Source organism: Noviherbaspirillum pedocola, assembly GCF_016632335.1.
Taxonomy (GTDB): domain Bacteria; phylum Pseudomonadota; class Gammaproteobacteria; order Burkholderiales; family Burkholderiaceae_D; genus Noviherbaspirillum_A; species Noviherbaspirillum_A pedocola.
This window is the reverse complement of record NZ_JAEPBG010000009.1, coordinates 1-25,157: the sequence shown is the minus strand read 5'-3', so window position 1 is coordinate 25,157 and position 25,157 is coordinate 1. Positions and strand designations below refer to the sequence as shown.

Here is a 25,157-nt window from a genome sequence, read left to right as displayed (position 1 = left end):
ATACAAGAAAAATGGAAAACAATGGCTGCGGAAAAAAGTGTTTCGATAAGTTTCCGGGTTTCGCCCAAATTCAAAGTTCTTTTGGAGGCCGCAGCGGCACGGGAACATAGAAGCCTCACAAATATGCTGGAAACCCTGTTATTTACCTATTGTGACCAACAAGGATTAACCGAAGCATCTAGTACGGCAGCTGCCTCAGAAAAAAACAAAAAGGGAGCAAAGGAATGAACGAGGCATCTCCTCGCGTTCTCGACCTGCTGACATACATCGAGCAGGTTGAAAAACTCAAAACCAAGCCCAGCTTTTCAGTCCCGACGGAGTACTTCGTCGCGCATCAGCACGAACTCCAGGGGCTTCCGGAACTCCAGTTCAACCTGCAGGCTGAGGGGGACGACGTCTGGCTTCGTGTACCACGCCTTCAAGAAATTCCGGCACCGGACCTAGATGACAAACTTCGGCCTTGGACCACACTGCCCAAAAGCCCCGAAAAGATTCCCGAGTTGAAGTCCGAGTGTGTAGCTTACGACGGTAAGCGGGAAGTCAGTCGGGAACTGCTTAATGAGCACCCTGAAATCAAGCAATTGTTCGACTGGTACGTGGAATACCAGTGGGAGCCTTGGGCTGCTGCGGAACGCCCGCGCCGGAAAGCTATCGCGCGCTACAACCAGTTGTTCGCCCTACAGCAAGCCATTACTTCGGAGGGCGCTGAAACACCCATAGAACTCGTGTGGGGCATTGGTTACGCAGCTTGGAAAAAGGAAGGGTTCGGAACTGCGGTCAAGCATCCGCTCCTGGTGCAATCCTGCGAGATAACGCTCAACGAGAAGACTTTTGACCTCGAAATTAGGCCGAGGGACGTTGAACCCCGGCTTGAGGCCGATTGCTACGCCGAGATGGAGTTGCCCGGTGTCCGGCCGCTTGAGGCGTTCTGGAAAAGCACCTTGGCCACCGGTGCGCACCGAGTCAATCCGTTCGAAGCGTCTACGTTTGAAGGGGTCCTGAAAGCCGCAGTCGGCCACTTGGACCCTTCTGGCGCGTACGAGGTGCGCTCTGACGATGTTACTCCGCCAACGCCGGACGCTCAGCTCAAGATTACGAATACTTGGGTCCTATTCGGACGCAAACGGACTGGGGACATCTTCTTAGAAGACATTCGTCGCTTGAAAAAGAGTGTCGAAGCAGCTCCAGCTCTTCCCGGTGTGATTCGGAGCTTTGTCGAACACGGAGACTCCACGGTTCGCGTGCGGCCAGAGCAGCCATTCCGCGGTCTTTCATCGAGCGATAGCCCGACTGGAGCTTTCGAGCTGTATTTCCCGATGCCCTACAACGACGAGCAAGTCTCCATTGTCCAGAAGCTCGAAAGCAACGATGGCGTCGTGGTTCAGGGGCCTCCTGGCACCGGCAAGACGCATACGATTGCGAATGTCATCTCGCACTACCTCACCCAAGGAAAACGGGTTCTTGTAACGGCCAAAGGCGAGTCTGCCTTAGCTGTTCTGCAAGAGAAGCTCCCTGAACGAATTCGTCCACTGAGCATCGCGCTACTTTCTGATGAGCGGGACGGCATGAAGCAATTCGAGCACTCGATTCAAACTATTGCATCAAGCGTAGCTTCGCTGAATCCAGCGCGGGCGCAGAGCGCCATTACGGCTCTTGAAGAAAAGCTTAACACCATCCATGCCAAAATTGCCGGTGTTAACCAAACGGTTACCGCCTTTGCGGCCAAGCACATGCGGAACTACTCATTCCAGGGTAAAGACGTATCACCCGAAGAAATGGCGAAATCGGTGCTGCAGCAGGCCGAAGAGCATGAATGGTTTGACGATGCGCCGCCGGCCATGCAAGACCAGAAATTGCCCTTCACCGATTCGGACATTACGGTCTTACGTCAAGCTCGGATAAAAGTTGGAGCCGACCTTTGCTACTTAGGTTGTTCGCTTCCAATGCCGGGCGACTTCCCCGCATGGCCTAACCTATTGGAATTGCATCGCGACTTGGTAAAAGCGCGCACTATCGAAACAAATGTTTCGCAAGGGAGCATTCTTCCGCTTGTCGACGCGCGACTTGAAACGCTTGAAAAGGTGCAGATTCTTGCCAAGTTTATTGAAGACCGTACAGCGCTTCTCGCCAAGTTGGATAGCGCGCGCCAGGCATGGGTGAACGCATTTGGGGAACGCTTGGGGGACATGAAAGCAGATGACCCCTTATTGAAAGCGTTGAATGAAGTCTGTACTGATATCGAGAACCTGGAAGGCATCCGCAAGGAGCTTGTATCAAAAGCCGTCGAATTGCCTGCTGGCGCGGAGCTGAACAATGATTTCAATGATGCGCTTACTCGACTTGTCGCAGGAAAAAGTGCGTTTTCCCTCCCATTCGGAAAGGGCGAGGCAAGGAAGCTTATCAGCACAGTGACCGTACTAGGCATGGCTCCGAAATCCGCGGACGAGTGGGAGTTTGCTCAACGTCTTTGCAAATGGCGCGTAGATGCTCGGAAAGCGCTAGCCCGTTGGAATTCGATGTCTGGAGAGTTCGGGCTAGAACCTGCAAGCGATGCCTTTGATGCTGGTTTTAAGGCTATCGTCGCGGCAAAAACCCATATCGTGGACATGCAACGGCTTGTCTTTGAGTTCGATGCAAAGCTTCATGGTCAACTTTCTGAAGTGTTCGGCAAACAGGTAGCCGACAGAATATGGGACGAGGGTGAACCATTCTTGAACGTTCTCTCCGAGAGCTTGGAAGCACATGCCGACAAAGGCCGGCTTGCATACGCGATGAATCGCATGCAGGAACTCTTGCGGAAGCTAGAGGGGCGCTCGGGAGGCATTACGGACGAAATCAGAAGCTTCTTAGCATCGTCGATAGGTAGAATTTCAGCGGATGAGGCAGTACTACAAACCACATGGGGAGCCTTACAGAGTGAGTTGACCAGGTTAGTCGCCCTGCTGCCGTCGCTCGCTCAAATCCAAAGTGTTGCGCTGCAGTTGGACGCGGCAGGCGCCGTCAAATGGGCGTCTCGTGTCCGTATCCAGCCTGCTGCCGGCGACCATGACCCTTTAGTGCCCGTGACGTGGCTTGAGGCATGGAATTGGCGTCAAGCAGCCCTCTTCCTCGAGAAAATTGACGAGCACCAGCGGTTGCGGAGCCTTTTTGAAGAGAGAAAGACATTAACAACCGCCTTGGCTCGTACGTATCAAGACCTCGTTGCAGAGAAAACATGGCTGGGTGTTTTCAACAACTCCCCGGATAGTGTGCGCCAAGCTTTGCAGGCGTACCTCAATGCCGTCCAAGCGATGGGCTCTGGCACCGGAGTGCGCGCAATTCGCCATCGAAAAACTGCAAGAGACGCGATGCTTCGGGCCTATCAGGCCGTCCCGTGCTGGGTACTCCCACAATGGCGTGTTTCGGAAACCATTCCTGCGGAAGTCGGGCTGTTTGACTTGGTGGTAGTCGATGAAGCCTCTCAGTCCGATATCTGGGCGCTGCCAGCTCTGCTGCGTGGCAAAAAGCTCCTCGTTGTGGGCGACCATAAACAAGTTTCTCCCTCCGCCGTCGGCACGGCTGAAGAGAAAATCAAGGAGTTGAGCAACCGATTCTTGGGAAACCAACCGCACGGTGCACAAATGACACCGGACAAGTCTATCTACGACTTGGCACGAGTAGTCTTTGCTGGAAATTCGGTAATGCTCAAAGAGCATTTCCGGTGTGTGCCCGCCATCATCGAATTTTCCAATCGCGAGTTTTATGAAGGCGACATCAAGCCTTTACGTTTGCCGAAGGCAAATGAGCGCCTTGACCCGCCATTGGTCGATGTGTTTGTTAAAGGAGGGTTCCGCAAAGGAGACGTCAATCCTGTCGAGGCCGAAGCTATAGTTGGCGAAATCGAGGCAATCCTTGCTGATGAGCTGTTCAACGGGCGAAGTATCGGTGTGGTCACGTTGCTGGGCACCGCACAAGCTGCGCATATTCAGGAACTGGTGAGCAATCGGATTTTGCCTGCGGATGTCCTGGCACGGAAGATAGCGGTTGGGCCACCGCCAGTATTCCAGGGGCGCGAACGGGACATCATGATGGTATCCATGGTGTTGGCACCTGGGGACCGCGCAGCACAAAACAAGGTCGATATGTACCAGCGATTCAATGTCGCCTTGTCCCGGGCCAGGGACCGGATGTACCTGTTTAGGTCGGTGACAGAAACGACGTTCAAAGAGGACACGCTGAACTCTCGGCTCATTCGCCATTTCCGCCAACCGTTCCGTCAAGAAAGTCAAAAAATACAATCGCTGCGGGAGAAATGTGAGTCAGGCTTTGAGCTTGAGATGTTTGATGAACTCGTAAAGCGAGGGTATCGAGTCCAGCCGCAAGTTCCATGCGGAGGGTATCGCATCGACTTTGTAGTGGAAGGAAACGAAGGCCGCCGTCTCGCCATCGAGTGCGATGGCGACCGCTTCCACGGGCCAGAGCAATGGTCGGATGACATGGCGCGCCAACGGGTGCTGGAGCGAGCAGGCTGGACATTCTGGCGCTGTTTTGCATCCAGCTTTGTACGTCGCAGGGAAGAAGTGCTTCAGGACCTGCTCCAGACTCTCAGTAGATTGGGTATCGAGCCGCTTGGCGCGGAATCGGTTGACAGTACAGTGTGGGTACATGCCAAAGAGGTAGACCCGTACGGGATTGACGAAGAACAGGAGGTTGCTCAGTAATGGCACGCCCCTTAATGCATTACACGATAGCGCAGCTGACGGAGCGGTTTGCTGAAGCAAAGACCGATGCCAAAAAGCTCAAAGAGTTGGCAGAGGAATTGCAACACCGGCGAGTTCCGAGCGCCGTCGCTCTTCTGGGCAAAGTTCAGAAGGCTTTGAAAGCACCACCAGCTTCCGGTGCTGCGGCCGCTCGGTCCGCCGATGTTCCAAAGACGGTACCCACAAAGCAGCCTGACTTGTGGGGTGAGTCAGAAAGGTTATCTCAACAAGAAAAGGCCGAGCCGACTACCGCTGAATCGAAATCGTCGCGTCCAGGGTTCGCACAGAAGTCTTCTATCGGTTCAGCCAGTCCTGCAAATGCAGCAGCTGATAAGGACGCGACAGTTCCTCTCTCGATAACCATAGATGAGGCGTACAAACTCTTGAAGGCAACTCCGAGCTCAACATGGGAAGCCATTGAGCAAAATCGCCGGCAGCTGGTACAGCAGTCGCATCCGGACCGGATTGCCTTGTTGAGCCCCAAGCAGGGGCTAGATTTTCAAGCCGAAGCCCGTCGCATCAACGCGGCATACGCAGTTCTCTGCCGATTTCGGCTGGGTGCGCCCTAGGCCCGCTGGCTTTGGCGTGCCGAGACGGCTGCCGTTCGATATTAAATTTAGACAACCTAGAGCTCGCCGGCGCCGCGCCGCATTTCAGCCAAGCCATTTCTTAATTTCGTCTTGGCTTGATGTATTTGAAGAAGTGGTTACGCATTGCCGCGTTCAACGCGGCATATTCACTTGGGCAGCGTGCAGCCCTCAATTCCGGCAATCCCACGAATTGCGCCGTTTTACTACCGCGCTCCGGATTTGCTCCGAGCGCCCAACAGGCGACATTGTAGGTACGCTGGTCGTCCAAGCCATGTTCGTTTGCCAGGATATTGCGCAAGGCGTCATCGGACATTTCGCCGATGTCGTGTCTTTTTGCCAGCGCCCTCCAAAACCAAACGACCGGAGTAACAATCGGCTGCTTGGCGAGGTCCACATAATTTACGGCATACCAAAGCGAGAATTGGTCAGCAACATCCTCTTCCCGTCCCGTGACATTAATCCCGTTGACGTGGATAAGTGCGTGAGCCAGCTCGTGAAAATACACGCCCCATATCACACCGCGTATCCAAGTGACCAACTGAGTCTTGTCGAGCCGGGATGTCAGTTTTTGGTCCGCTTTCACCTCCTGCAAAATTAACTCGAGGAATTCAGTACAAATTACCAGCACTTGCTTTTGTGGGATGAAAGCGGCGTTAGGCTGACCGCAAGAGGCGAACCCGACCGCGATGTTGCTTCGGAGTCGAAAGCCTTGGGCGATGGCAGCCATGCGCTCCGCCATATGGTCACTCCGGACAGCTACCATTACTTTTTGCTGCTCTTCATCGCTCGCATTACCGTAGAACGGAACTGCCTTCCCCGTCCACAGGAGCTCAACAGTGGGGATGGCGCCGGCCGCCGCAAAAGCGTGCACGGCCAGCGTAAGGCAGAGGAGCAAGAAGGATTTCATGCAGCGTCAAAAATGATTGTAAATAAGCAACAAATCATATCAGCAACTGCGCGCGCCGCCTAGGAACCCTCATGAGCGGCATCCCCCTCGAGGAACTATTCGGAATTTCTGAATAGTTTCATTTGCGTCAGGCCCTCGCCGTTTAATGCAAAAACTGCCAAGAATTCCTAAGAAAAACCAAATTCATTGCCATATGTGGTCGAATTTTTGGCTAGCTCAGGCAATTAAATTCCGCTTTTTGCAGCCGAATTCAATTCCCCTCGCTACATGACCAAGCTTATGTCGCTAGCGACAGGATGATATTCAGTAGGACATCGGTCTATTACTGAATATGTTGTGCGATGCCTGTCTTATGAGAGGCACAGCGCGCATAGGAAGTTGCGGGCGAGGAGGATAGCTCGGGTTCGTTCATCCGGGAAAGTCATAGCTATCCCGCTACGAAGCAAAGAGCCGAGCTATTTCTTCTTATGTGCATTGGCAGTATCAGGAGACCATCCCCAGTCAGTGTACCCATGCGGGTCACCGTGGCGAAGACACTCCGATACTTCCTCTTCCGTACGCTTAGCCATAGATTCCCGCCGGCGTACTGGGGCGACAGTCAGATGTTCCCTCAGCAAATGTTTAGGGCGGGCATTCTTGATGGTTTGCATCACATCGTCTCTATGAAAGTTCGAACGTCATCAGGTGTTATTGCGTCTTTACAAAAGGCATTGATGTTAGTGTAGGCATTGGTTCTATTTTGTTTCTTTGCAGTTGAACGCCCTTGAGGGTCGACAACAAGAAAGCATTCTTTACCATCTGATACGCACGACCACCTTCGGGTTCCATCCGCAGCAACTTCGTAACGCCAATCCAGTTCCGGCCCATCAATTTCTGCAAGCGCATTAGTGATTTGAAGTACTGATTGATATCTATTCCCTTCCTCAGGAGCCATACATTTCCTAACAATAGCCCGCAGACGTTGCGGAATTTGCTCAGGAAACTTCGTCCGGTCGGGGAAATGTCCTTGCTTTACCGCCCTCATAAACAAGTCGCGACGAAAAACCCCATTTTCAAAAAAAGAATTCCACTGTAGATAAAATTCCTTATCGCCAATGCACATTCTATAAAGCGTAACACCTGTCTGATAGATATCGTGCAATATGCTGAATTCCCCCTCCCCTTCAACGCGCTCCGGGGGAGATATCTTAGTATATGAAATTGGCTGCTCTGCAAAGCCTTCCGAATCCATTTGCTTTGCAAGTCCAAAATCAGAAACAAGAGCCTCTTTCCTTTTCGACAGCAATATATTGTCAGGCTTTATGTCGAAATGGATAAGACCCTTGGTGTGAATGTTATGCAATCCACTCAAAAATTGTATTGCGAAGCGAACTATTTCCCGCACAGTCAAAAACCGGGAATCCATTAATGACTTCAGCGACCCATTTGGGAAAAATGGCATCGCAATGTAAATAAACCCCTCATCCTGGCATGCGTAATGAACAGGAACGACGTTCGCGTGCTCACTTTGATAAAGAATGCTAGCTTCGACGAAATATGCTGCAGGGTCAGCGAAAGACCCTTTGCTGATTTTTTTAATCACCAAATCAGCATTCAGTTGATGGTCGCGAGCGAGGTAAACCTCAGAATTTTTCCCCTCTTGACCAATATTTCGAACAAACTCGAACGAAAGATGGGCGCGCTCAATTGGTCTAAGCATTAGCAGCTCCCAACGCCGTCAAAATCGCCTCACGTTCCTCTTTGTTATGAGACTTCCAATCTTCAACACAATCCAGCTCCAGTTCTCCGCTAACATATTTCCCAAAATCCTTGGATGAAAATCCCAAATACTTGGAAATTGTGGCAATCCTTCCGCAGTAATAAGCAGCAATGGGACTGCTAGCAAAAGCCTCCTGAATTACGCCCTCCATTTGAATACGCTCATGCGAAATCGTCCTCGAATTGCTTTCAGTAATACGTACCCCAGCCTTTTCTACTCCATACTCGCGAATTACGTCTAAAAGTGTATTCCGCACGAACTTAAGCGAATCCGGCACTTCCAAAGCCTTTGGAACCTTGATGCTGTCTACGGAAACGATTTCATTCTCTTCGGTGTTGTAAATTACAAAGGTGACGGCGCGCGGGGCGACCCGAATTCCGATTGTTCTCATTCTTTCTTTTCCGACCTTGACCGTCCGTGGCGCCACGAGCTACTTTTGCAGCAAGCCGAGAGACGGGTGGAACACTTTGCGACACTATAACACTGTATGTTTATCCAGTGCCATAGTGCTGTTTGAAGATGCAGCATCCCATGGCAATCATTGCAACTTGGAAATGTGCTGCGGACGTGGATTGTAAACGGGTACTTCGACGGCTACAATCCATGGAAAGTACCAATAAACTAGCGCGCCTAGCCCGACCATTTTGAGAAGAGAAGTCCAACAATTTGGGAGTGTCAGCTACGCAGCCAGAAGAAGGTGCTGCCGAAATTCAGGAATCTCTCTCAGAAGAAGGCTGAATACCGAGTTCCAAAGAAGCACTCGCTTACTTGAGCATCGATTCTGCCTTTCTTTTCTGAGCAGGGGTGCATAGGAGATGACTAGACTGGCGTATATTGCCAAGGCCTATACGTGGACATACCACGTCCGAAAGTTCGAATGCATACCCGAATCAATAGCTATACGCTTGAACAAGTCGAACTGCTAGAGCTAGACGACATCAAAGGCATTATCGCCTCTGGCGAGCACGATTTCCTCTTCGCATACTCCCCTGATGCTATGCGAAAAATTTGCGAGCAATCCGCAGCAGCTCAGCGCTTGCTCGAGACCAAGCTTACCGAACTCTTCGCTTCGACCAGCCAAGATGCCGCCCCTCTCTATGAGCGCGAGGGATTCAAGCGGCCGATGTCCGATAGAGAATGGCTCGGAAAGATTCTAAGAATCATAAGAGGCGTCGCCGCGGGCGAAGTTTTTGTGATGGACCCCGATGAAGTAGGCTATGCAGAGGCGCTTGCTGCCTTAGAGGAGCGACGTGCGGCACGTGAAGCGCGCGCCTCCCTCAAAGAGCCGCAGAGACTGGCGGCCCTGCGACAAATACAGCCCAAGGCCTTGACGCCTCAGGGCCGAAACGATGAACCTGTCGCTGAGCATTCAACGCACGAGCAGGGCGGCACCCCAGTCGCTAGAGGCGGAGGCAAGCACCAAGAAAATAGATGCCCCCCGACGTCCGATACTTCCACAGAGCAGTCACCTACTGACGTTGTACTGTTTGATGTTCACTTCTATCGGGGCCAGTTACAGGTTTCGAATCTTGTTACCGGCTCTAGGCTGCTTACGATAGGCAAAGGCGCGCGGAAAAGCTGGAGTGCCTCGAACCCGCTCGTAGTGTCCCGTATTTCCGGCGTACGCGCCGAGACAACCACCATTGAATACGTGGGCGAAGAGCTGCGCGTTAGCGACATCGAGACTTGGGTGACGGCGCTTCGATACGGGGCGCAAGCAAAAGACGCGCAGGGAGCAAGATTGCCGCTTGGTACCGATGTTCAGCTACGCGAAATAGATATGCTGAAGGCTATGAGACGCGGAGATAGTACTCCACAGTACAAATCCCTGCGAGGCCAAGTCTTGCGACTGCAAAATGCAAAAATTGTCATTACAACAACGTATTCGCGGCTTATAGAAGCTATAGCGGTCGCCATGCCAGATGACAAGGATGCACAGACAGCCTTAGAGACGAAGCGCCTTCATGTTGTCGTAAGTCTATTAGGCGATTCGACATCGGCAGCGAAGCGCGATGCACCAGGTACATTCACTATTACAATCCCATCCCGCGTACGCGCCCTCTTCGGCAAAGGGCTTTCTACTTGGTTCAAGGAAGACGAATACTACAGCTTGAAGAACCCGACGGCGCGCCGTCTCTTTCTGCTATACGACCGCCATGCATGGCCTCATCCATTTACTCTAGCCGAGTTGCAAGAATTCTTAGGGGCGAAGATGGCGGACGCCCCATTGCGACAAGCAATTAACGTGGCGCACAAAGAGCTTTTTGCGAAAAGGCTGATTAGCGAAGTGCCTAAATACAAAATGAACGAGGAGCGCCCGGGGGCGAAAACCTATCATATTAAGCTGGCTCGCAACGAGGACCCCGCCCTCCGTAAATGACTATGTGCCCCCCCGTAGACGACTATGTTTTCTCCGTAATTGGCTATGACTTTTCCCGTAAGCAACTATGTGCTACGGCGTCAAAAATCGTTAAAAATACTGGAAAAACGTTACCCATACCTTATAGATAGCTTCTTTACTTCTATATGACTATCTTAAGAAGTACCACGCCAGAGGCAGTTGCCACGCAGCGACGTCGGAACGAGCAGTCTTTTAAGGAAGAGGTGCGTAGGGTAAAGCATGTTGGCCAAGAACCGACGCGGGCGTTTTCCGATGCCCGTGGCGCCGGCATCCTGGCCAACCTTGCGTAGATGCAGATACGCAGCCTTCCCAGGATTGCAGGCCAAGCAACTCGAAGCGATATCCATCGTCTTAGCCAATCTTGGCCAACTACATGGTCGCCGTCGTTCAATCGCACACCTTGGTACGCCTCCAGTGTTAGGAGGACGTTGAGCCCGTGGTTACCCCATCGACTTGGATTGTATGCTTGGCATCGGTTTTCCATGACATAGTAATGGTGGCTTCTGCCGACTGTTGGCCAAGAGCGATGCTGGCCGTTGCAATGTCACTCGCGTCAGTATCTTGGCCAACTTGCCGCAGGCGCTCCGCAGTAAACGCGGCGCAGTCCGAATTTAGGTCCTATGAGAGCGGAATCAAGAAGACCTGACTTGCACGCCGTACAAACCAGCTCTTTCTGGGCACCTTGCACAATCTTGCACAGATTAACGGCCTCATGCTGTAGTGAAGAGGTCCCAATCGCGAGCGCTTTCCGATATCGCCTGGCCAATGCAGACGTGAAGTAGCCCCCTGATTCTCCGGACCATCGGTATTCCTTAAACTTACGACTAGGAATACTGCTATGGATATGCCTATGCCTTCAGGGAGAAATCAGGAAGTGGAAGTCATTACCGGGGTCCAACGGCGCAGACGCTGGACCCCGGAACAGAAGCTGGAATGGGTCAGACGGACGATGGAACCTGGGATGTCGGTCTCGCTAGTGGCCCGCGAAGCGGGCATCACTGCCAGCCAGCTGTTCCAGTGGCGCAAGGCCTATACCGAAGGTTCGCTGGTGGCGGTAGGCGCCAATGAGCCCGTGGTGCCAGCGTCCGAGCTGCAGGAGGCCATGCGGCGTATCAAGCAGCTCGAAGCTGCCCTGGGCCGCAAGACGCTGGAGAACGAAATCCTTAAGGAAGCCGTGGATTTCGCCAAATCAAAAAAATGGATTGCGCGCTCGCCGCTGTTGCCCAGGGAAGACCAATGAGAACAGTCTGCAGTACCCTTGGCGTGGCGCGCAGCCATCTGGTGGCAATACATAGCCGTCCTGCTGACTGGACTGACCGCCGTACCGCGCGCAACCACCGTGACGACGGTCCAGTTCTGGAGGATATTCGTCAGGTCGTGCATGAACAGGCCACTTATGGCTATCGCCGGGTATGGGCCGTGCTGCGCTACCAATGGGGATGCCGCATCAATCACAAGACCGTCTATCGCGTCATGCGTGACCATGGCCTGCTGCTGTACCGGCACGGACAACGACCAGTATCGACCCGCAAGCATGACGGCAAAGTGGCCGTGGACGTCAGCAACCAGCGCTGGTGCTCCGATGGCTTTGAAGTCGCGTGCGACAACGGTGAGCGGGTGCGCATTGCCTTTGCCCTGGACTGCTGTGACCGCGAGGTGATGAGTTGGGTTGCCACCACCAGAGGGATTGATGCGGGGCTCGTAGGTGACTTGATGATGCAAGCCGTGGAGTCTCGCTTCGGTGCTAACCAGACGGCGCCGGCCGAGATTGAATGGCTGTCGGACAACGGGAGCTGCTACACCGCTGCCGAAACCCGTTCCTTTGCCCGCAGCCTGGGCCTCAAGCCGGTGACGACTCCGGTACATAGCCCACAGAGCAACGGCATGGCGGAAAGCTTCGTCAAGACCATCAAACGGGATTACGCTAGGTTGGCACTGCGGCCGGACGCCAGAACCGTGATACGGCAATTGCACAGCTGGTTCGAGCACTACAATACGCAGCATCCGCACAGCGCATTGAAGTACCTGCCGCCACGGACATTTAGAGAAAAACAGGCTTTAAATAACTAATGCCGATGGTCCGGAAGTACGGGGGCGAATCCAAGACGCCATCCGTAGTCTTGATACGGAAGCCGCGGACGACAGACGGTTTTCGGCTTTTTGCAGCTCCGGTGCCAGTAGCGTCTCATGCGAATTTCCCGGCTCGTACCAAGGTGCCATCGTTGTCTTGAGCGCGCGGCGCACTTGAGCGTATTTACACCTTGGCCCAAGAACTCGTCGCAAAAGGCGGCAAGGCCTTGACTGTGGGAAACCGACGTCACCCAACGAGAACAAGTTCAGCGCCTGATTGATACGGCTGTGAATACTAACGGGCGTATCGACGTGATGTTCAATAACGCAGGCCTGATGCCAAGCTCTCCGCTGGAGCGGCTGAAGGTTGATGACTGGGACCGCATGATTGACGTGAACCTCAAAGGCGTCCTGTATCGCATTGCGGCGGCATTACCGCACATGCAGCGACAGAAGTCCGGTCACTTCATAAATGTATCCTCAATGGCCGGGCATAAGGTACACGGCGGCGGCGCCGTCTATGCGGCGACCAAGCATGCGGTTTGTGCACTGTCTGAAGGGCTGAGGCAAGAGGTAAAGCCCTACAACATCCGGACGACAATCATCTCTTCCGGTGCAGTCGCAACCGAACTGACAGAGCGTGTCACTGAACCGGTGGATATTGCGGCCTACATGAAGCAGGTCTATGAGTCTGCGATTCCTGCAGACTCATTCGCACGGGCCGCTGCCTATGCCGTGTCCCAGCCGGATGACGTCGACATCAACCAAATTCTTTTCCGGGCGACAGCGCAAACATTCTGAGGTCGACGAGCTGAAATGCAAACGATAACGCCCGCATTGCGGGCTTTATTTCATTCCAAGGAAGCAGAGGATAAGCGATTATTTCGCGGCCGGCGTCGCAGCTGCATCAGCCTTCGCTACTGGTGCAGTAGCTTCTGCTTTAGCTTGGTCATCCTTCTTCGCAGCTGCTTTCACATGCTTCTTCGCGTGCGATTTCTTGTGCTTGACTACTTTCACCGGTGCCGCAGCGGGCGCGGCTTTTTTAGCTTCAGCGCCGTTTGCCGGTGCAGTAGTAGCAGCCGGCGCGGTCGCAGCGGCTGGTGCAGCGGGAGCAGGTGCAGCGTTTTGCGCAGAAGCGATACCGGCTATGGCAAACTAAGCAGCGACGACGAGAGCTTTCTTCATTTTGAATTCACTTTCAAAGTTGAGGCAAAGGAGACAGTGCCCTTGCTACTCCCTACAACGCGGTGGCTCGCGTGCCGATGACCAGAATTACAATCTGTTGCAAAGCGACATCAAACAATGCCCGAGAAAGCCTCTTCCTTCTTTGGAAAACTCTGACTGTGCAGTGACTCAATATGGCGAAAACCCTCAGCTTATTCTTTGCAACAGCTATAGCCGAACTCGTTGGCTGCTATTTGCCGCTCCTTTGGCTAACGTCTAAAGGAAGTCCTTGGCTACTTCTGCCGGCCGCCGTCAGCCTCGCCATCTTTGTGTGGCTGCTGACTCTGCATCCAACGGCGAGCGGCCGCGTCTACGCCACCTACGGGGCTGTCTATATCGCGACAGCACTTGGCTGGCTTTGGGTAGTCGACGGTGTGAAACCGACATGGACGGATGTCCTCGGTGTAGGTCTGGCGTTATGCGGCGCAGGCGTCATTGCTCTCGGCCAGCGGCAAGTGTGAGCCTGGACTGTCGCTTTCCGGCCTTCCCAGCGGCTCACTCGACACCGCGACTAATAATCAGAATTGCTGCCAGCACACTGAACAAAGCTCCCGCATAGAAAGTTGTGGCGGCGCCGAGTTGTTCCCAGAGGGTGCCAGCGATAGTACTGACAGAAAGCATCGCGATACCGCTCACCAAGTTGAAGAGGCCGAACGATATTCCCTTCAAGGCGGGCGGCGCCGTATAGGTCCTATGGACGAATCCAACCTAACGCAATCGGATGGGCTAAAACTCGGCCATAGAGCTGCGTAGCAAACGCAGTAATGCGTGTGCCGAGCAAACGCCAAATCGGGCTGACCACAAGCCACGCAAGGACGGCTACAGCAAATGCACCGACCATGTCCAACGGAAAGTGCACACCAAGGAAGACCCGCGCCCAGGCTACGCCTACCCCGGCCCAAAGCGTTCCCCAACCAACCAGCGAACGCCAATTTGCAAAGACCAGTGTCAAACCAACAGCGGCAAACACCGTTGCGTGGTCACTTGGAAAAGAAGAATCGGGCACATGCGGAATGTAAGTATGGCCGAGCCCTATTATGAAGGGCCGCGGATGGGGCCAGAGAACTGCCAAGAGTTGGTTCACACCTAGCGCGACAACGGCAATTATACAGGCTTTTAATGCAAGATTTCGCTGTTCAGAGGTCCCCCATAGCCAAAAACAAGCCAAACATAGGGGAATTGCATATATAAAATCTTCTGCCGCAATTTTGGCAAGTATAAGCTCCCAGGTCGGGCTCAAAGCATCTGCATTGAGACTCAAAAATAACGATTGGTTGATTGCTTCCAGTGAGGTCATTGCATTTCCATTCGACAAATTTTTAATATTTAGTGCTGGTGTAGTGGTTGAATGTATTTGAAACGGATGCCCATTTTGCCGGGCGAGATATGGTTATTAAGTAGGCTGACGCGACCACCAAGTCGGTCCGCTGCACTGCGCACAATGGCTAGTCCAAGTCCGCTTCCTACTTGTCCCGAACCGGCTATCCGGTAAAACGGGTCAAAAACGCGCGAAATTTGGTCTTCTGGAATTCCAGGGCCGGTGTCTTCGACCTCTAGCACGGCCATGTCCGCGTCACGGTAAAACCGCACGTCGACCTTGCCTCCCGAAGGCGTGTAAAGCACGGCATTTTCAATCGCATTTCTCGCCAATGCGCGGAAATCATGCTCGCTACCGCGGAGGACGATGTCCTCACCTACTACTAGGCCCAAGTCGATGCTTTTCGAATCGGCAAGTGGAAATACTTCCCCTAACGTTTCCACAACGATGGACTTCCCGTCCATCTTCTGAGGCGATGCTGGAGTGCTTGCCTCTAGCTTGGCCAACATCATCAGTTGCTCCACCAGTGCTCGCATGCGCACGAGGCTTGTTCCAAGCGGTGCGAGGCGGCACCCCACCGCTTCGGGCATCGTCTCGACAGCCATGGCGTTTTCCAGCTGCAGAGTCATTGCGGTTACCGGCGAGCGCAGTTCATGCGCCGCGTCCGCCACGAATTGCCGTTGATGCTGGAGCGAAGACTTAACGCGCCCAAGAAGCTTGTTGGTGGCAGTGACGAACGGAAGGATTTCCGCCGGTACGCTGTCAGGAAGAATAGGCGTTAGGTCCGTGTCGTCCTTTCTATCTACTTCCTCGGATACCTCATTGACCTTGCGAAGCAAGAAGCGAATAAGCAAGGCAACCAAAACCATCAGGATTGGGATTACCAAAAGGAACGGAGTCAAGGTACGGAGCGCGCTATCCCTAGCAATCTCGTCTCTTGCAGAAGTTCGCTGGGCGACCGCCAAACCATACCCAGCGTTCACAGTCCTCACATAGAGACGCCAAGACTCGCCCTTCGAACCCACCGTGTGCAAGCCGTCCGAAAGGTTGGGCGTCAGGGTAAGCGATAGGTCTGGCGTCGAGACGTTCCCTCCCGCCTTCGGTATGCGAATCACCCAAACCCGCATTTCAGGCTCATCATCGACTGGCGGGTGGGCCTCTGAAGAAATCGCGTTTTTCTCGTCCAGTGATACCAGCTGCGCGATTTCTCTGAGTTCGTCGTCCTGAAGGTCGCGCGCTTCCTCAAAAGCAAACCAAAACGAAGTCAGCGCACCGAGGATGCCGACGACGAGAATCGTCCCGCAAATCGAAACGGACAGCAGCCACAGCAGGGACCGGTTCACTGTGCCTTTGGAATCATCCATCCGACGCCCCTTATGTTCCTGATGACGCTGGTGTCGAGCTTTTTCCTCAGACTGTGGATGAGGAATTCGACTGCGTTACTTTCGACTTCTTCATTCCAACCATAAATACGCTGCTCCAGGTCACTGCGGGAAAGAATGATGCCGGGTCGACGGAGGAATTCGTAGAGCACGGCGAACTCGCGCGCAGACAACTGCTGCAGCGTGCCCTGGTACCAGACCTCATGGGTAGCGGGGTCCAGCGACAGGCTACCGTTCTGTAGCACCGGCGGTACGTCCGGTCCTTGGCGCCGTGCAAGCGCGCGCACTCGAGCGAGAAGTTCACCGACATGGAAAGGCTTTACCAGATAATCGTCCGCGCCCAAGTCCAAGCCGGCGATACGGTCTTCCACTGCATGGCGTGCCGTGATTACCAGAACGGGCACGCGGCTTCCGTGGGCTCTAAGCTCTCGCAATACCTTCAATCCATCCAGTTCCGGAAGCCCCAGGTCGAGCATGACGACTGCATAGTTTTCCGTCGTAGTCGCCGTCAAGGCTGCCCGCCCGTCGGTTGCCCAATCAACCGTGTAGCAAGCATCCCGCAATGCTTGGCACACGGCTTCACCGATAAGTGGGTCGTCCTCTACCAATAAGGTTCTCATTTCTTGCATTTTCCAAATGCTTGCCGGGAAGTAGCAGCAGCATCTCATCCCAAACTTAGCAAAGGCTTAGAAAGCCAACCTTTCCTATGCCCATACCGGCATACATTCCATCAATCAACAAATGCTGACGCAAAATAATACTTTCTAAGTATTTGCTAAGTTTGCGCCGATAGCGTTGGGACGCCATGATATCTCCGAGTGCGAAATTGTCATTAAAACAATATATAGCTAGTGAGGACCGATGTCGTCCCTGGCGACGACTTGCTCTGCCATTGCTTTGCTGCCTTCTTGCCGCATGTGCTACCCAGCACTACGATGCACGCCCGATTTCTGCAGAAACCATTGCGCAGAACCTGAGTAGCCATTCACTCAGCTCCCCGGAGCTCCGGGATTTCATCCAGGCCCATACTCGCCAAGCAGGACAATCCTGGCCGCCTCAACGATGGAATCTCGATAGCCTGACCTTGGCAGCGCTCTTCTTCAATCCGGACCTCCAAGCTGTGCGAGCCAAACTGGCGACAACGGAGGCTGGCCAAGTCACGGCGGCCCAGCGGCCAAACCCGGTTCTGCAATTTCCTTTGCAATGGACGGTGAATCCGAATACCGGCGTGTCTCCCTGGATAGTCGGGTTCGCACTGGATATTCCAATTGAGACGGCGGGCAAACGCGGTTATCGAGTGAATGAGGCGGGCCACCTCGTCACTGCTGCTCGCCTTCAGACTGCGAATGTCGCTTGGAGCATCCGGAGTCAGCTAAGGGAGCAACTCCTCTCCCTCTGGTCGACGTCAGAACGCTTCGGACTTCTCCAACGGCAGGTTGACCTGGACCAGAAGCTGGTAACGATTTTGGAAAAACGCCTGGCAGCCGGTTATGCATCGACTTGGGAAGTGAACCAACAACGGCTTTCGCTGATTCAGGACAGGAACGAACTACTGGCTGTCCAACGCGAGATGGCAGCGGCCAAAGTCCGGGTCGCGTCGGTGCTCGGATTGCGGGCAGAGGCACTCTCCAATGCACAACTGGACCTGACCGGGTTCAGCTCTCCTGTCCCAGAATTGCCGCCACAGGGAATTCGGCGGCAAGCATTGCTGAACCGGGCAGATGTACTCGAGGGCTTGGCGCAATACGAAGTCAGCCAAGCCGCGCTTCAGCTTGAGGTGGCCAGGCAGTACCCGAACCTGCATCTTGGGCCCGGGTACACCTTCGACCAAGGCGCGCACAAGGTCGGCTTTGACTTCACGGGTCTGGAACTGCCGATTTTCAACCGGAACGAAGGGCCCATCGCTGAAGCGCGCAGCCGGCGGCTTGAGGCGGAAGCGCGCGTGAAACAGCTAGAAGCAAAGGCCTTCGCCGAAGTCGACAGCGCCGTCGCTGCCTACAACACCACCCGTGGGATGATGAGCCAAAACGAGAGCCAATTGGCTGTTCAACGTCGTCAACTACGGACCGCTCAACGCGCACTGGAATTGGGCCAAGACGACCGAATGTCCCTGACCTTGGCCGAGAAAACCGAACTCCTCGCCCGACTCGCGGTGTTGGATGCCACCGTCCAGATGCAGCAGGCAGTCGGAAAAATCGAAGATGCGATGCAGCGGCCAATTTCCGGCCCGACTGTTCCCGACAGCCTGAGTGAGTTCGCCAAATGACCATATCAAAATCAAAAAGAACAATCCTCAAAGGCCTCTTATTGCTGTCTCCGACCATCTTGGCTTTGGCCATATTGGGCGAGTACTGGCTGAGCAAGGGCGAACAATCTAATGAGGCGGAGCGGGAAGCCCCGGTACGCAACTCAGTCACTATCGAGGTCAAGGACGGCGTCACGACGCTAACGGTAGACCAGGCATCCCAAACGCACAGTGGAATTCAGACGGCGGCAATCGAAGAGATGGCGGCCGCAGACGGCCCTACCGTTTATGGCACTGTCGTCGACCTCCAGCCATTGGTAGAGCTATCCAGTCGCTATACATCTGCTCTCGCTGACCTCAGCGCAGCCAAGACCGAGTCGGCGACAAGTCGAGCAGAGCTAGGTCGAGTCAGAGCACTATATGAGGACGACCAGAATGTGTCGCAGAAGGCATTCGGCGCCGCGAGCGCTGCAGACGCCGCTGCGACTGCAAAATTAAACGTCGCGCAGGCTACGACCAACGCGGTAGCTGGCTCGATACGCCAGCAATTCGGAGCCACCGTTACAAGTTGGGTAACTTCGCCCCGGTCTCCCGAACTTGCTCCATTTACGGCTCGTCGCGAAGTGCTCATTCGCATAGTGCTGATGTCACAGTCCGCGCCGGCTCCGGCCACCTTGACGCTATACGGAAACGGGGACGCTCCCATCCAGGCTCGGCTGGTGTCGGAGTCGCCGCAAACCGACCCGAACGTCCAAGGTCGAGCCTATTTCTACCGAACCTCTACGCCACTCGCGGTTGGCGCCCGCGTGATTGGACATCTCGGGAAAGCCCAAGATATCGGCCTAGATATCCCGGCGAATGCCATCGTCTGGTACGGTGGCCAGCCTTGGGCGTATGCCCGAACCACAGCCACGACCTTTGAGCGTCGGGCAGTTGACGCAAGCATCCCAAGGAATGGGGATTACCTTGTGACACGTGGATTCAGGGCCGGCGAACAGGTCGTCGTCCGCGGTGCACAGCTTCTCCTATCCGAAGAAAGCCGTGCCTTGTTGAGCAAAGACTGACCATCTCCCGCCCTCAACATGCTGACACCAATTATCGAATTCTCAGTGCGCCTGCGTGGCGTCATTTTTGTACTTGCCTGCCTTGTCTTTGCGTACGGCATCCACGCCTTCCGCCAGAGCAGGCTTGATGTGTTCCCTGAGTTTACGCCGCCCTTGGTGACCATCCAGACGGAAGCTCCTGGATTGTCTTCCGAGCAGGTTGAGCAGTTAGTTACTCAACGCGTGGAGAACGTGCTCGGCGGCTCCATCGGTCTGCAGTCGATGCGCTCGCAATCAATTCAAGGGGTATCGGTAATCACCCTCATCTTCGACGAGGCGACCGACATTCACCGCGCGCGCCAGACTGTCGCGGAGCAGCTGACAACAGTTGCGGGGTCTTTACCTGCCGATGTCGGAACGCCCAAGATGACGCCTTTAAGTTCGTCAAGCACGCTGGTACTGGGCCTCGGGCTCACTTCGAAAACACGGTCACTGATGGAGCTGCGCACTATTGCTGATTGGACTATCAAACCGAGGTTGCTGGGCAGCCAGGGTGTCTCCGATATCAGCGTCTATGGCGGTGAAATCAAGCAGTATCAAGTGCAAGTAGACCCCAACAAACTGGTAAGGCTCGGTCTTTCTCTCCATGATGTGGTGAATGCTGCACAACGAGCGACCGGCATCAGCGGGGCCGGGGTACTCGACACACCTAACCAGCGCCTCGTTCTAACTACCATTGGGCAAACCACGAATGCCGAACAGCTGGGGCAAGTGGTGCTGCTTCAGAAGAATGGTTCTACAGTGCGGCTCGCTGATGTTGGGAAGGTGGTAGTCGGCCAGGAAGTGCCTGTCAGTGGCGCGAATATACAAGGGATACCGGGCGTCGTGCTTATGGTCAGCAATCAGTACGGCTCCGACGTCGTATCCGTCACCAAGAATGTCGAAAGCGCTCTGGCTGAGTTGCGGCCCCAACTAGAAGCCAACGGCATCGAACTCCATCCCAAGCTGTTCCGACCAGCCAATTTCATCATGACGTCGACCGGACATTTGCGCGTGGCACTATTGGTCGGCGGCGCGCTGGTTGTCATTGTCCTATTTCTCTTCCTGCTCAATGTTAGGACCGCCTTTATCTCGGTAACGGCTATCCCGCTATCCCTGCTGGCGGCAGTCATCGTTCTGTACCACTTTCGCGTCCCTCTCAACACCATGACGCTGGGTGGGTTGGCAATCGCTCTGGGCGAAGTTGTGGACGACGCCATTATTGACGTCGAGAACATTTATCGACGTCTGCGGGAAAACCGCCGCCTGCCAAATCCCCAACCTGCGATTCAGGTCGTCGTTGATGCTTCGACTGAAGTGCGCGGCGTCGTCATTTACGCCACGTTCACCGTAGCTGCAATTTTTCTACCTGTTTTGACTCTGTCCGGCGTCGCTGGGAAGTTGTTCGCCCCCCTAGGCATCGCCTACATCCTGGCCATCATGGCATCACTCTTGGTCGCTCTTACGGTAACGCCGGCGCTTTGCTACACCATGCTCGCCGGACGCACCGAGGATAAGGATGAACCGCGCATGTACCGATGGCTGAAGGTGCGCTATACCGCCATCCTCCGTGAAGTGGAGGAGCATTGGGCTCTCGCACTGATTGCCTTCGGCGGCTTTCTGGTCGCGGCCTTGATTGCCATCCCATTCTTCAGCAGGGAGTATTTGCCCGAACTGCGCGAAGGACACTTCATCGTCCACATGCAGGCTGTACCCGGCACTTCTGTCCAAGAATCCATGCGCATTGGCGAACGCGTTAGCCGAGCCTTGCTCCAAGTCCCCAATATCAGGTCCGTTGCCCAACGCGTCGGGAGGGCCGAGCGCGGGGTTGACGTGTTCGGCCCACAGTACAGCGAATTTGAAGTCGACTTGAAGTCCGGACTGGGCGCAGAAGAACAGGAGCAGACTATGGCTGCCATGCGCAAGAGCTTGGCAGGCTTTCCCGGGCTGGTCTTTACCGCGGAGACCTTTCTAACCGAGCGCGTCCAGGAAACGATTTCCGGCTATACCGCTCCAGTCATCGTCAATGTCTTTGGCCCCAATCTGGACGTGCTGGATAACTTGGGTGGCCAAGTCGTAAAGGTGCTGAATTCAGTCCCGGGAGCCTCTGGTGTGACGCTACAGGCACCTGCTGCCCTGCCCCAACTGTCAATTCGCCTGCGCCAGGACCAATTGACCCGATGGGGCTTGGCGCCGGTGGACGTCATGGAGGCCATCCAGGCGGCCTATCAGGGTGCGGAAGTCGCGCAAGTTTATGAAGCCAGTGCGGTTTTCAATGTCGCCGTCCTCTTGGATGCTGGTGCTCGCAACAGCCCGTCTCAGATTGGTGAGCTACCGTTACGCACTGCGGACGGCGCGGTCATCCCGCTCAACAAGCTTGCCGATATCCGACAAACCGACGGTCGGTATCTAGTTCTTCACAATGGCGGTCAGAGGCTTCAGACAGTCACCGCACAGGTCAACGGGACATCGGTCGCTCAGTTCACAGATGAAGCAAAGAGGCGAGTCAGCTCGCAACTGAAGCTCTCCAAGGGCTACAACGTCGTCTTCTCCGGGGAGGCACAAGCCCAAGCCCATGCGCAGCGGGACCTTACAATGGATTTCGCCATTGCTGCCGTCGCTATCTGCTTGCTCGTTTTTCTTGCGCTACGCAGCGTACGCGGCTTGCTGCTCGTGATGAGCAACCTGCCGTTCGCGCTCGTCGGTGGAGTCCTGACCGTTTTTGCAACGGGCGGCGTCATGTCACTTGGTTCGATGGTGGGTTTCGTCACGCTGTTCGGCATTACGCTTCGCAACTCCATCATGCTCATCTCGCATTATCAACACCTGGTACATCAGGAGGGGCGCCCGTGGAATATGGACACTGCAACCTTAGGCGCCACTGAGCGGCTCGCGCCCATTTTGATGACTGCGCTGGTGACGGGGCTTGGTCTGCTGCCACTCGCCCTTCAAAGCGGCGAACCAGGAAATGAAATTGAAGGCCCGATGGCCATTGTCATTCTAGGCGGACTCTTTACGTCGACCGTGCTAAATCTTCTTGTCTTGCCGGCTCTGTCGCTACGATTCGGGAAGTTCAGGCAGCCCAATAATTAGTGTCGGACTCGTTCTTTTCCCGACAAGCACCCTTTTGCATTCGCATACCTTCAGAACATTGTTGAAGCTAACGCAAGCATCGCGCAGACATCCATCACAAGCTGCTCAGCGCGCTTCATTCACTGCCGAAACTTTGGAAGGCGGCACAAGAGAAATTACGTTCGCACCGGCCGCCATGTCGTCCTGAATTTTTTCCATTTCCGCAAGGAGGCTCAACAACGTTTTGAGCCAGGGATAGCGCATAAACCGCTGTGTTTCGTTTGCAACGCCAAGCTCGGCGACGAAGATGCTGGTCAGGATGCGTGGCTGTATCCGACTACATACCCCTCCATGCAACTGGGCCCGCCGTCCAAGATATGCCAAAGCACCTGCGCGCTTGTATGGCAATAACCCACCATAAGCGTTGAGGACCCTCGGACTTTGATTAGCGGCCTCCAAAAGGTGTTGTCGATAGGCGACCCAGTCCCCTTCCAAGATATTGCTCGACAAGGTTCCGTCCCTTGGCCCATCGATGCTGTCTGTAGAATCAAGCAATGTATCCATGTTTCCTCCGAGCGAGGCTACGTCGCAACCAAAAACCGCCGCGTTCCATTAAGTATTTTTTAAATGGCACGTCTGATATTGCTCGAAATTCATCCTACTGAACTGGAGCAGGCACCGCAATTATTTCCGAGTGGAATCGAATTTATGTTGATAATTAGCAACTACAGTGACTTTATTGGTGTGTTTCACACCAGTTGACCGTTAATGTCGAGCCAAAATCAGCGCCGCCTGTACGACAGGACACCTGAGCCCAAGCCCGTCAACGACGCGTTGAAAAGTGATGATTTGGACTTTGAATAGCTAGCTGAAGCATTCAACAACAGAGGTAAGCTGGGGACGTCGTTCAGGCTCGTCGGCCGCTCATGCATACGCGGCTCAGGATTTTGGATAGCCCACCTTCAAAGCGCCCTCGGTCCCCTATCATCAGGATGGCCGATTCTCGCAATGTTTCACAATGACAACTGGAGCGGCCCCCTGAAATGCCGGACACAGTCTCCCACTTAAAATAGCGGGTAGGCATAAGACTGTGTTCATGACTAATACGAAGAAAGAAGTGATGGAAGTATTGACGGGTCCGGAGCGCCGGCGACGGTGGTCAACCGACGAGAAACTGGCGATGGTTAGGGAGAGCTGCGAGCCGGGAAAGACGGTTTCGATGGTGGCACGCCAGCATGGCGTCAACCCCAACCAGCTCTTCCATTGGCGCAAGCTGTACCAGAACGGCAGCCTGTCAGCAGTCAGCGCCGGCGAAGAAGTGGTGCCAGCCTCCGAACTCAATGACGCGCTCAAGCAAATCAAGGAACTGCAGCGGCTTCTCGGCAAGAAGACAATGGAGAACGAGATTCTCAAGGAAGCCGTGGAGGTAATGAAGTCGCGAAAATGGCTAGCGCGCTCGCCCTTATTGCCAGGGGACGACCTGTGAAGCGGGTCTGTGAAGTTCTCGGCGTAGCGCGCTCGAATGTGGCAGTCAAACTGGCCCGGCCAACTGGCTGGCAGGATGGACGTTCCGCGCGCAAGACTGACGATGCTGGCCTGGTGGAGGAAATCCGCGCGTCGATAGCGCACTTGCCGAGCTATGGTTACCGCCGCGTTTGGGGACTGTTGCGACGCCAACGAGAGCGCCAGGGTGCAGTTGCTGTCAATGCCAAGCGCGTCTATCGCGTCATGCGCACGCATGGCTTGCTACTGCAGCGCCGGCCAATACCGCCACGGGCACAGCGGCGGCACGATGGCAAAGTCGCCGTCCCCAAAAGCAACCAACGCTGGTGCTCGGACGGCTTCGAGTTCCGCTGTGAGAACGGGGAGCCATTACGGGTGACGTTTGCGCTGGATTGCTGCGACCGGGAAGCCATGAGCTGGGTCGCCACCACCGGCGGGCATAGCGGCGATGTCGTACGCGATGTCATGCTGGCCGCGGTAGAAAACCGCTTTGGCGCGACGCTGAAGGCGCCAGAGGAAATCGAGTGGCTGACCGATAACGGCTCAGGGTATATTGCCGAGCGCACCAGGATGTTTGCTGCCGAACTGGGGCTCAAGCCACTGACGACGCCGGTATGCAGCCCACAGAGCAATGGCATGGCAGAGAGCTTCGTGAAGACGATGAAGCGCGATTACATCGCCTTCATGCCCAAGCCCGATGCCGTGACGGCGGTACATAACTTGGCCATCGCCTTTGAACAATGATATGAACGCCTCCCGCCCTGGTCAGCCTTGGCCGAAAGAATATAGTTAGCTCGTCAGGGAGTCGTGATTTTGCATCGGAGGTCACTATGTTACTCATGCCTGTAGGGATTGATATCGCAAA

The 25,157-nt window shown here is 54.6% G+C and carries 17 protein-coding genes and 2 pseudogenes; 11 read left to right on the top strand and 8 right to left on the bottom strand.

Going from position 1 to position 25,157, the window contains the following annotated elements:
- Positions 1-21 precede the first annotated feature (21 nt).
- The 3 genes from JJB74_RS19375 to JJB74_RS19365 are packed head-to-tail and all read left to right on the top strand — an operon-like array spanning position 22 to position 5,308.
- On the top strand, positions 22-228 hold the full coding sequence (locus JJB74_RS19375; protein ID WP_234484306.1) for a hypothetical protein: 207 nt from the start codon (positions 22-24) through the stop codon (positions 226-228).
- The gene (locus tag JJB74_RS19370) at positions 225-4,700 is read left to right on the top strand and encodes an AAA domain-containing protein (protein WP_200594586.1); all 4,476 of its coding nucleotides are present in this window, start codon (positions 225-227) and stop codon (positions 4,698-4,700) included. Before JJB74_RS19375 ends, JJB74_RS19370 begins: the two co-directional genes overlap by 4 nt.
- Positions 4,700-5,308, top strand: a complete 609-nt coding sequence (locus JJB74_RS19365; RefSeq protein ID WP_200594585.1) for a J domain-containing protein — start codon at positions 4,700-4,702, stop codon at positions 5,306-5,308. Before JJB74_RS19370 ends, JJB74_RS19365 begins: the two co-directional genes overlap by 1 nt.
- Before the next feature lie 100 nt (positions 5,309-5,408).
- On the opposite strand, the gene JJB74_RS19360 is transcribed toward JJB74_RS19365, so the two are convergent.
- The 3 genes from JJB74_RS19360 to JJB74_RS19350 all read right to left on the bottom strand — a co-directional run bounded on the left by JJB74_RS19360 (position 5,409) and on the right by JJB74_RS19350 (position 8,386).
- A complete protein-coding gene (locus tag JJB74_RS19360) occupies positions 5,409-6,236 on the bottom strand; it encodes a DUF4344 domain-containing metallopeptidase (protein WP_200594583.1) in 828 nt (275 codons plus the stop codon).
- 649 nt (positions 6,237-6,885) lie between these two features.
- Positions 6,886-7,935 (bottom strand): serine/threonine-protein kinase, encoded by a 1,050-nt coding sequence (locus JJB74_RS19355; protein WP_200594581.1) that lies wholly within the window; start codon positions 7,933-7,935, stop codon positions 6,886-6,888.
- Positions 7,928-8,386 (bottom strand): hypothetical protein, encoded by a 459-nt coding sequence (locus JJB74_RS19350; RefSeq protein WP_200594579.1) that lies wholly within the window; start codon positions 8,384-8,386, stop codon positions 7,928-7,930. The genes JJB74_RS19355 and JJB74_RS19350 overlap by 8 nt, the downstream gene beginning before the upstream one ends.
- Positions 8,387-8,872: 486 nt before the next feature.
- Between JJB74_RS19350 and JJB74_RS19345 the strand changes: the two genes are divergently transcribed.
- From JJB74_RS19345 to JJB74_RS19330, 4 genes and pseudogenes are all read left to right on the top strand, one after another.
- Positions 8,873-10,375, top strand: a complete 1,503-nt coding sequence (locus tag JJB74_RS19345) for a hypothetical protein (RefSeq protein WP_200594577.1) — start codon at positions 8,873-8,875, stop codon at positions 10,373-10,375.
- Positions 10,376-11,234: 859 nt separating this feature from the next.
- Positions 11,235-12,466 (top strand): IS3 family transposase gene (locus JJB74_RS19340; protein ID WP_200594575.1). Its coding sequence is split into 2 segments (ribosomal slippage): positions 11,235-11,595 and positions 11,595-12,466, totalling 1,233 coding nucleotides; the frame shifts between segments, so codons are not numbered across the junction.
- Between the two features lie 40 nt (positions 12,467-12,506).
- Positions 12,507-13,267 (top strand): annotated as a pseudogene (locus tag JJB74_RS19335) (SDR family oxidoreductase).
- A gap of 557 nt (positions 13,268-13,824) precedes the next feature.
- Positions 13,825-14,151, top strand: a complete 327-nt coding sequence (locus JJB74_RS19330; RefSeq protein ID WP_200594573.1) for a YnfA family protein — start codon at positions 13,825-13,827, stop codon at positions 14,149-14,151.
- A 230-nt stretch (positions 14,152-14,381) separates the two neighbouring features.
- Here the strand turns inward: JJB74_RS19330 and JJB74_RS19325 are convergent, their stop codons facing one another.
- From JJB74_RS19325 to JJB74_RS33685, 4 genes are read right to left on the bottom strand one after another with little or no spacing between them, the layout of a single operon-like run.
- The gene (locus JJB74_RS19325; RefSeq protein ID WP_200594571.1) at positions 14,382-14,987 is read right to left on the bottom strand and encodes a phosphatase PAP2 family protein; all 606 of its coding nucleotides are present in this window, start codon (positions 14,985-14,987) and stop codon (positions 14,382-14,384) included.
- 29 nt (positions 14,988-15,016) lie between these two features.
- Positions 15,017-16,372: an ATP-binding protein gene (locus tag JJB74_RS19320; RefSeq protein WP_200594569.1), complete on the bottom strand. Its 1,356-nt coding sequence runs from the start codon at positions 16,370-16,372 to the stop codon at positions 15,017-15,019.
- Positions 16,348-17,010, bottom strand: a complete 663-nt coding sequence (locus JJB74_RS19315) for a response regulator transcription factor (protein ID WP_200594567.1) — start codon at positions 17,008-17,010, stop codon at positions 16,348-16,350. The genes JJB74_RS19320 and JJB74_RS19315 overlap by 25 nt, the downstream gene beginning before the upstream one ends.
- 55 nt (positions 17,011-17,065) lie before the next feature.
- A complete protein-coding gene (locus tag JJB74_RS33685; protein WP_267913172.1) occupies positions 17,066-17,197 on the bottom strand; it encodes a hypothetical protein in 132 nt (43 codons plus the stop codon).
- Positions 17,198-17,474: 277 nt separating this feature from the next.
- Between JJB74_RS33685 and JJB74_RS19310 the strand changes: the two genes are divergently transcribed.
- From JJB74_RS19310 to JJB74_RS19300, 3 genes are read left to right on the top strand one after another with little or no spacing between them, the layout of a single operon-like run.
- Entirely contained in the window at positions 17,475-18,656 is a 1,182-nt protein-coding gene (locus JJB74_RS19310; RefSeq protein ID WP_200594565.1) for a TolC family protein, read from the top strand.
- The gene (locus JJB74_RS19305; RefSeq protein ID WP_200594563.1) at positions 18,653-19,699 is read left to right on the top strand and encodes an efflux RND transporter periplasmic adaptor subunit; all 1,047 of its coding nucleotides are present in this window, start codon (positions 18,653-18,655) and stop codon (positions 19,697-19,699) included. Before JJB74_RS19310 ends, JJB74_RS19305 begins: the two co-directional genes overlap by 4 nt.
- An 18-nt stretch (positions 19,700-19,717) precedes the next feature.
- Complete coding sequence (locus JJB74_RS19300) at positions 19,718-22,810, top strand: efflux RND transporter permease subunit (protein ID WP_200594561.1); 3,093 nt, start codon at positions 19,718-19,720, stop codon at positions 22,808-22,810.
- 105 nt (positions 22,811-22,915) lie between these two features.
- Here the strand turns inward: JJB74_RS19300 and JJB74_RS19295 are convergent, their stop codons facing one another.
- Positions 22,916-23,353 (bottom strand): hypothetical protein, encoded by a 438-nt coding sequence (locus JJB74_RS19295; protein WP_200594559.1) that lies wholly within the window; start codon positions 23,351-23,353, stop codon positions 22,916-22,918.
- Between the two features lie 556 nt (positions 23,354-23,909).
- On the opposite strand from JJB74_RS19295, the pseudogene JJB74_RS19290 reads away from it, so the two are divergent.
- Positions 23,910-25,030 (top strand): annotated as a pseudogene (locus JJB74_RS19290) (IS3 family transposase); the annotation flags it as partial.
- Positions 25,031-25,157 lie beyond the last annotated feature (127 nt).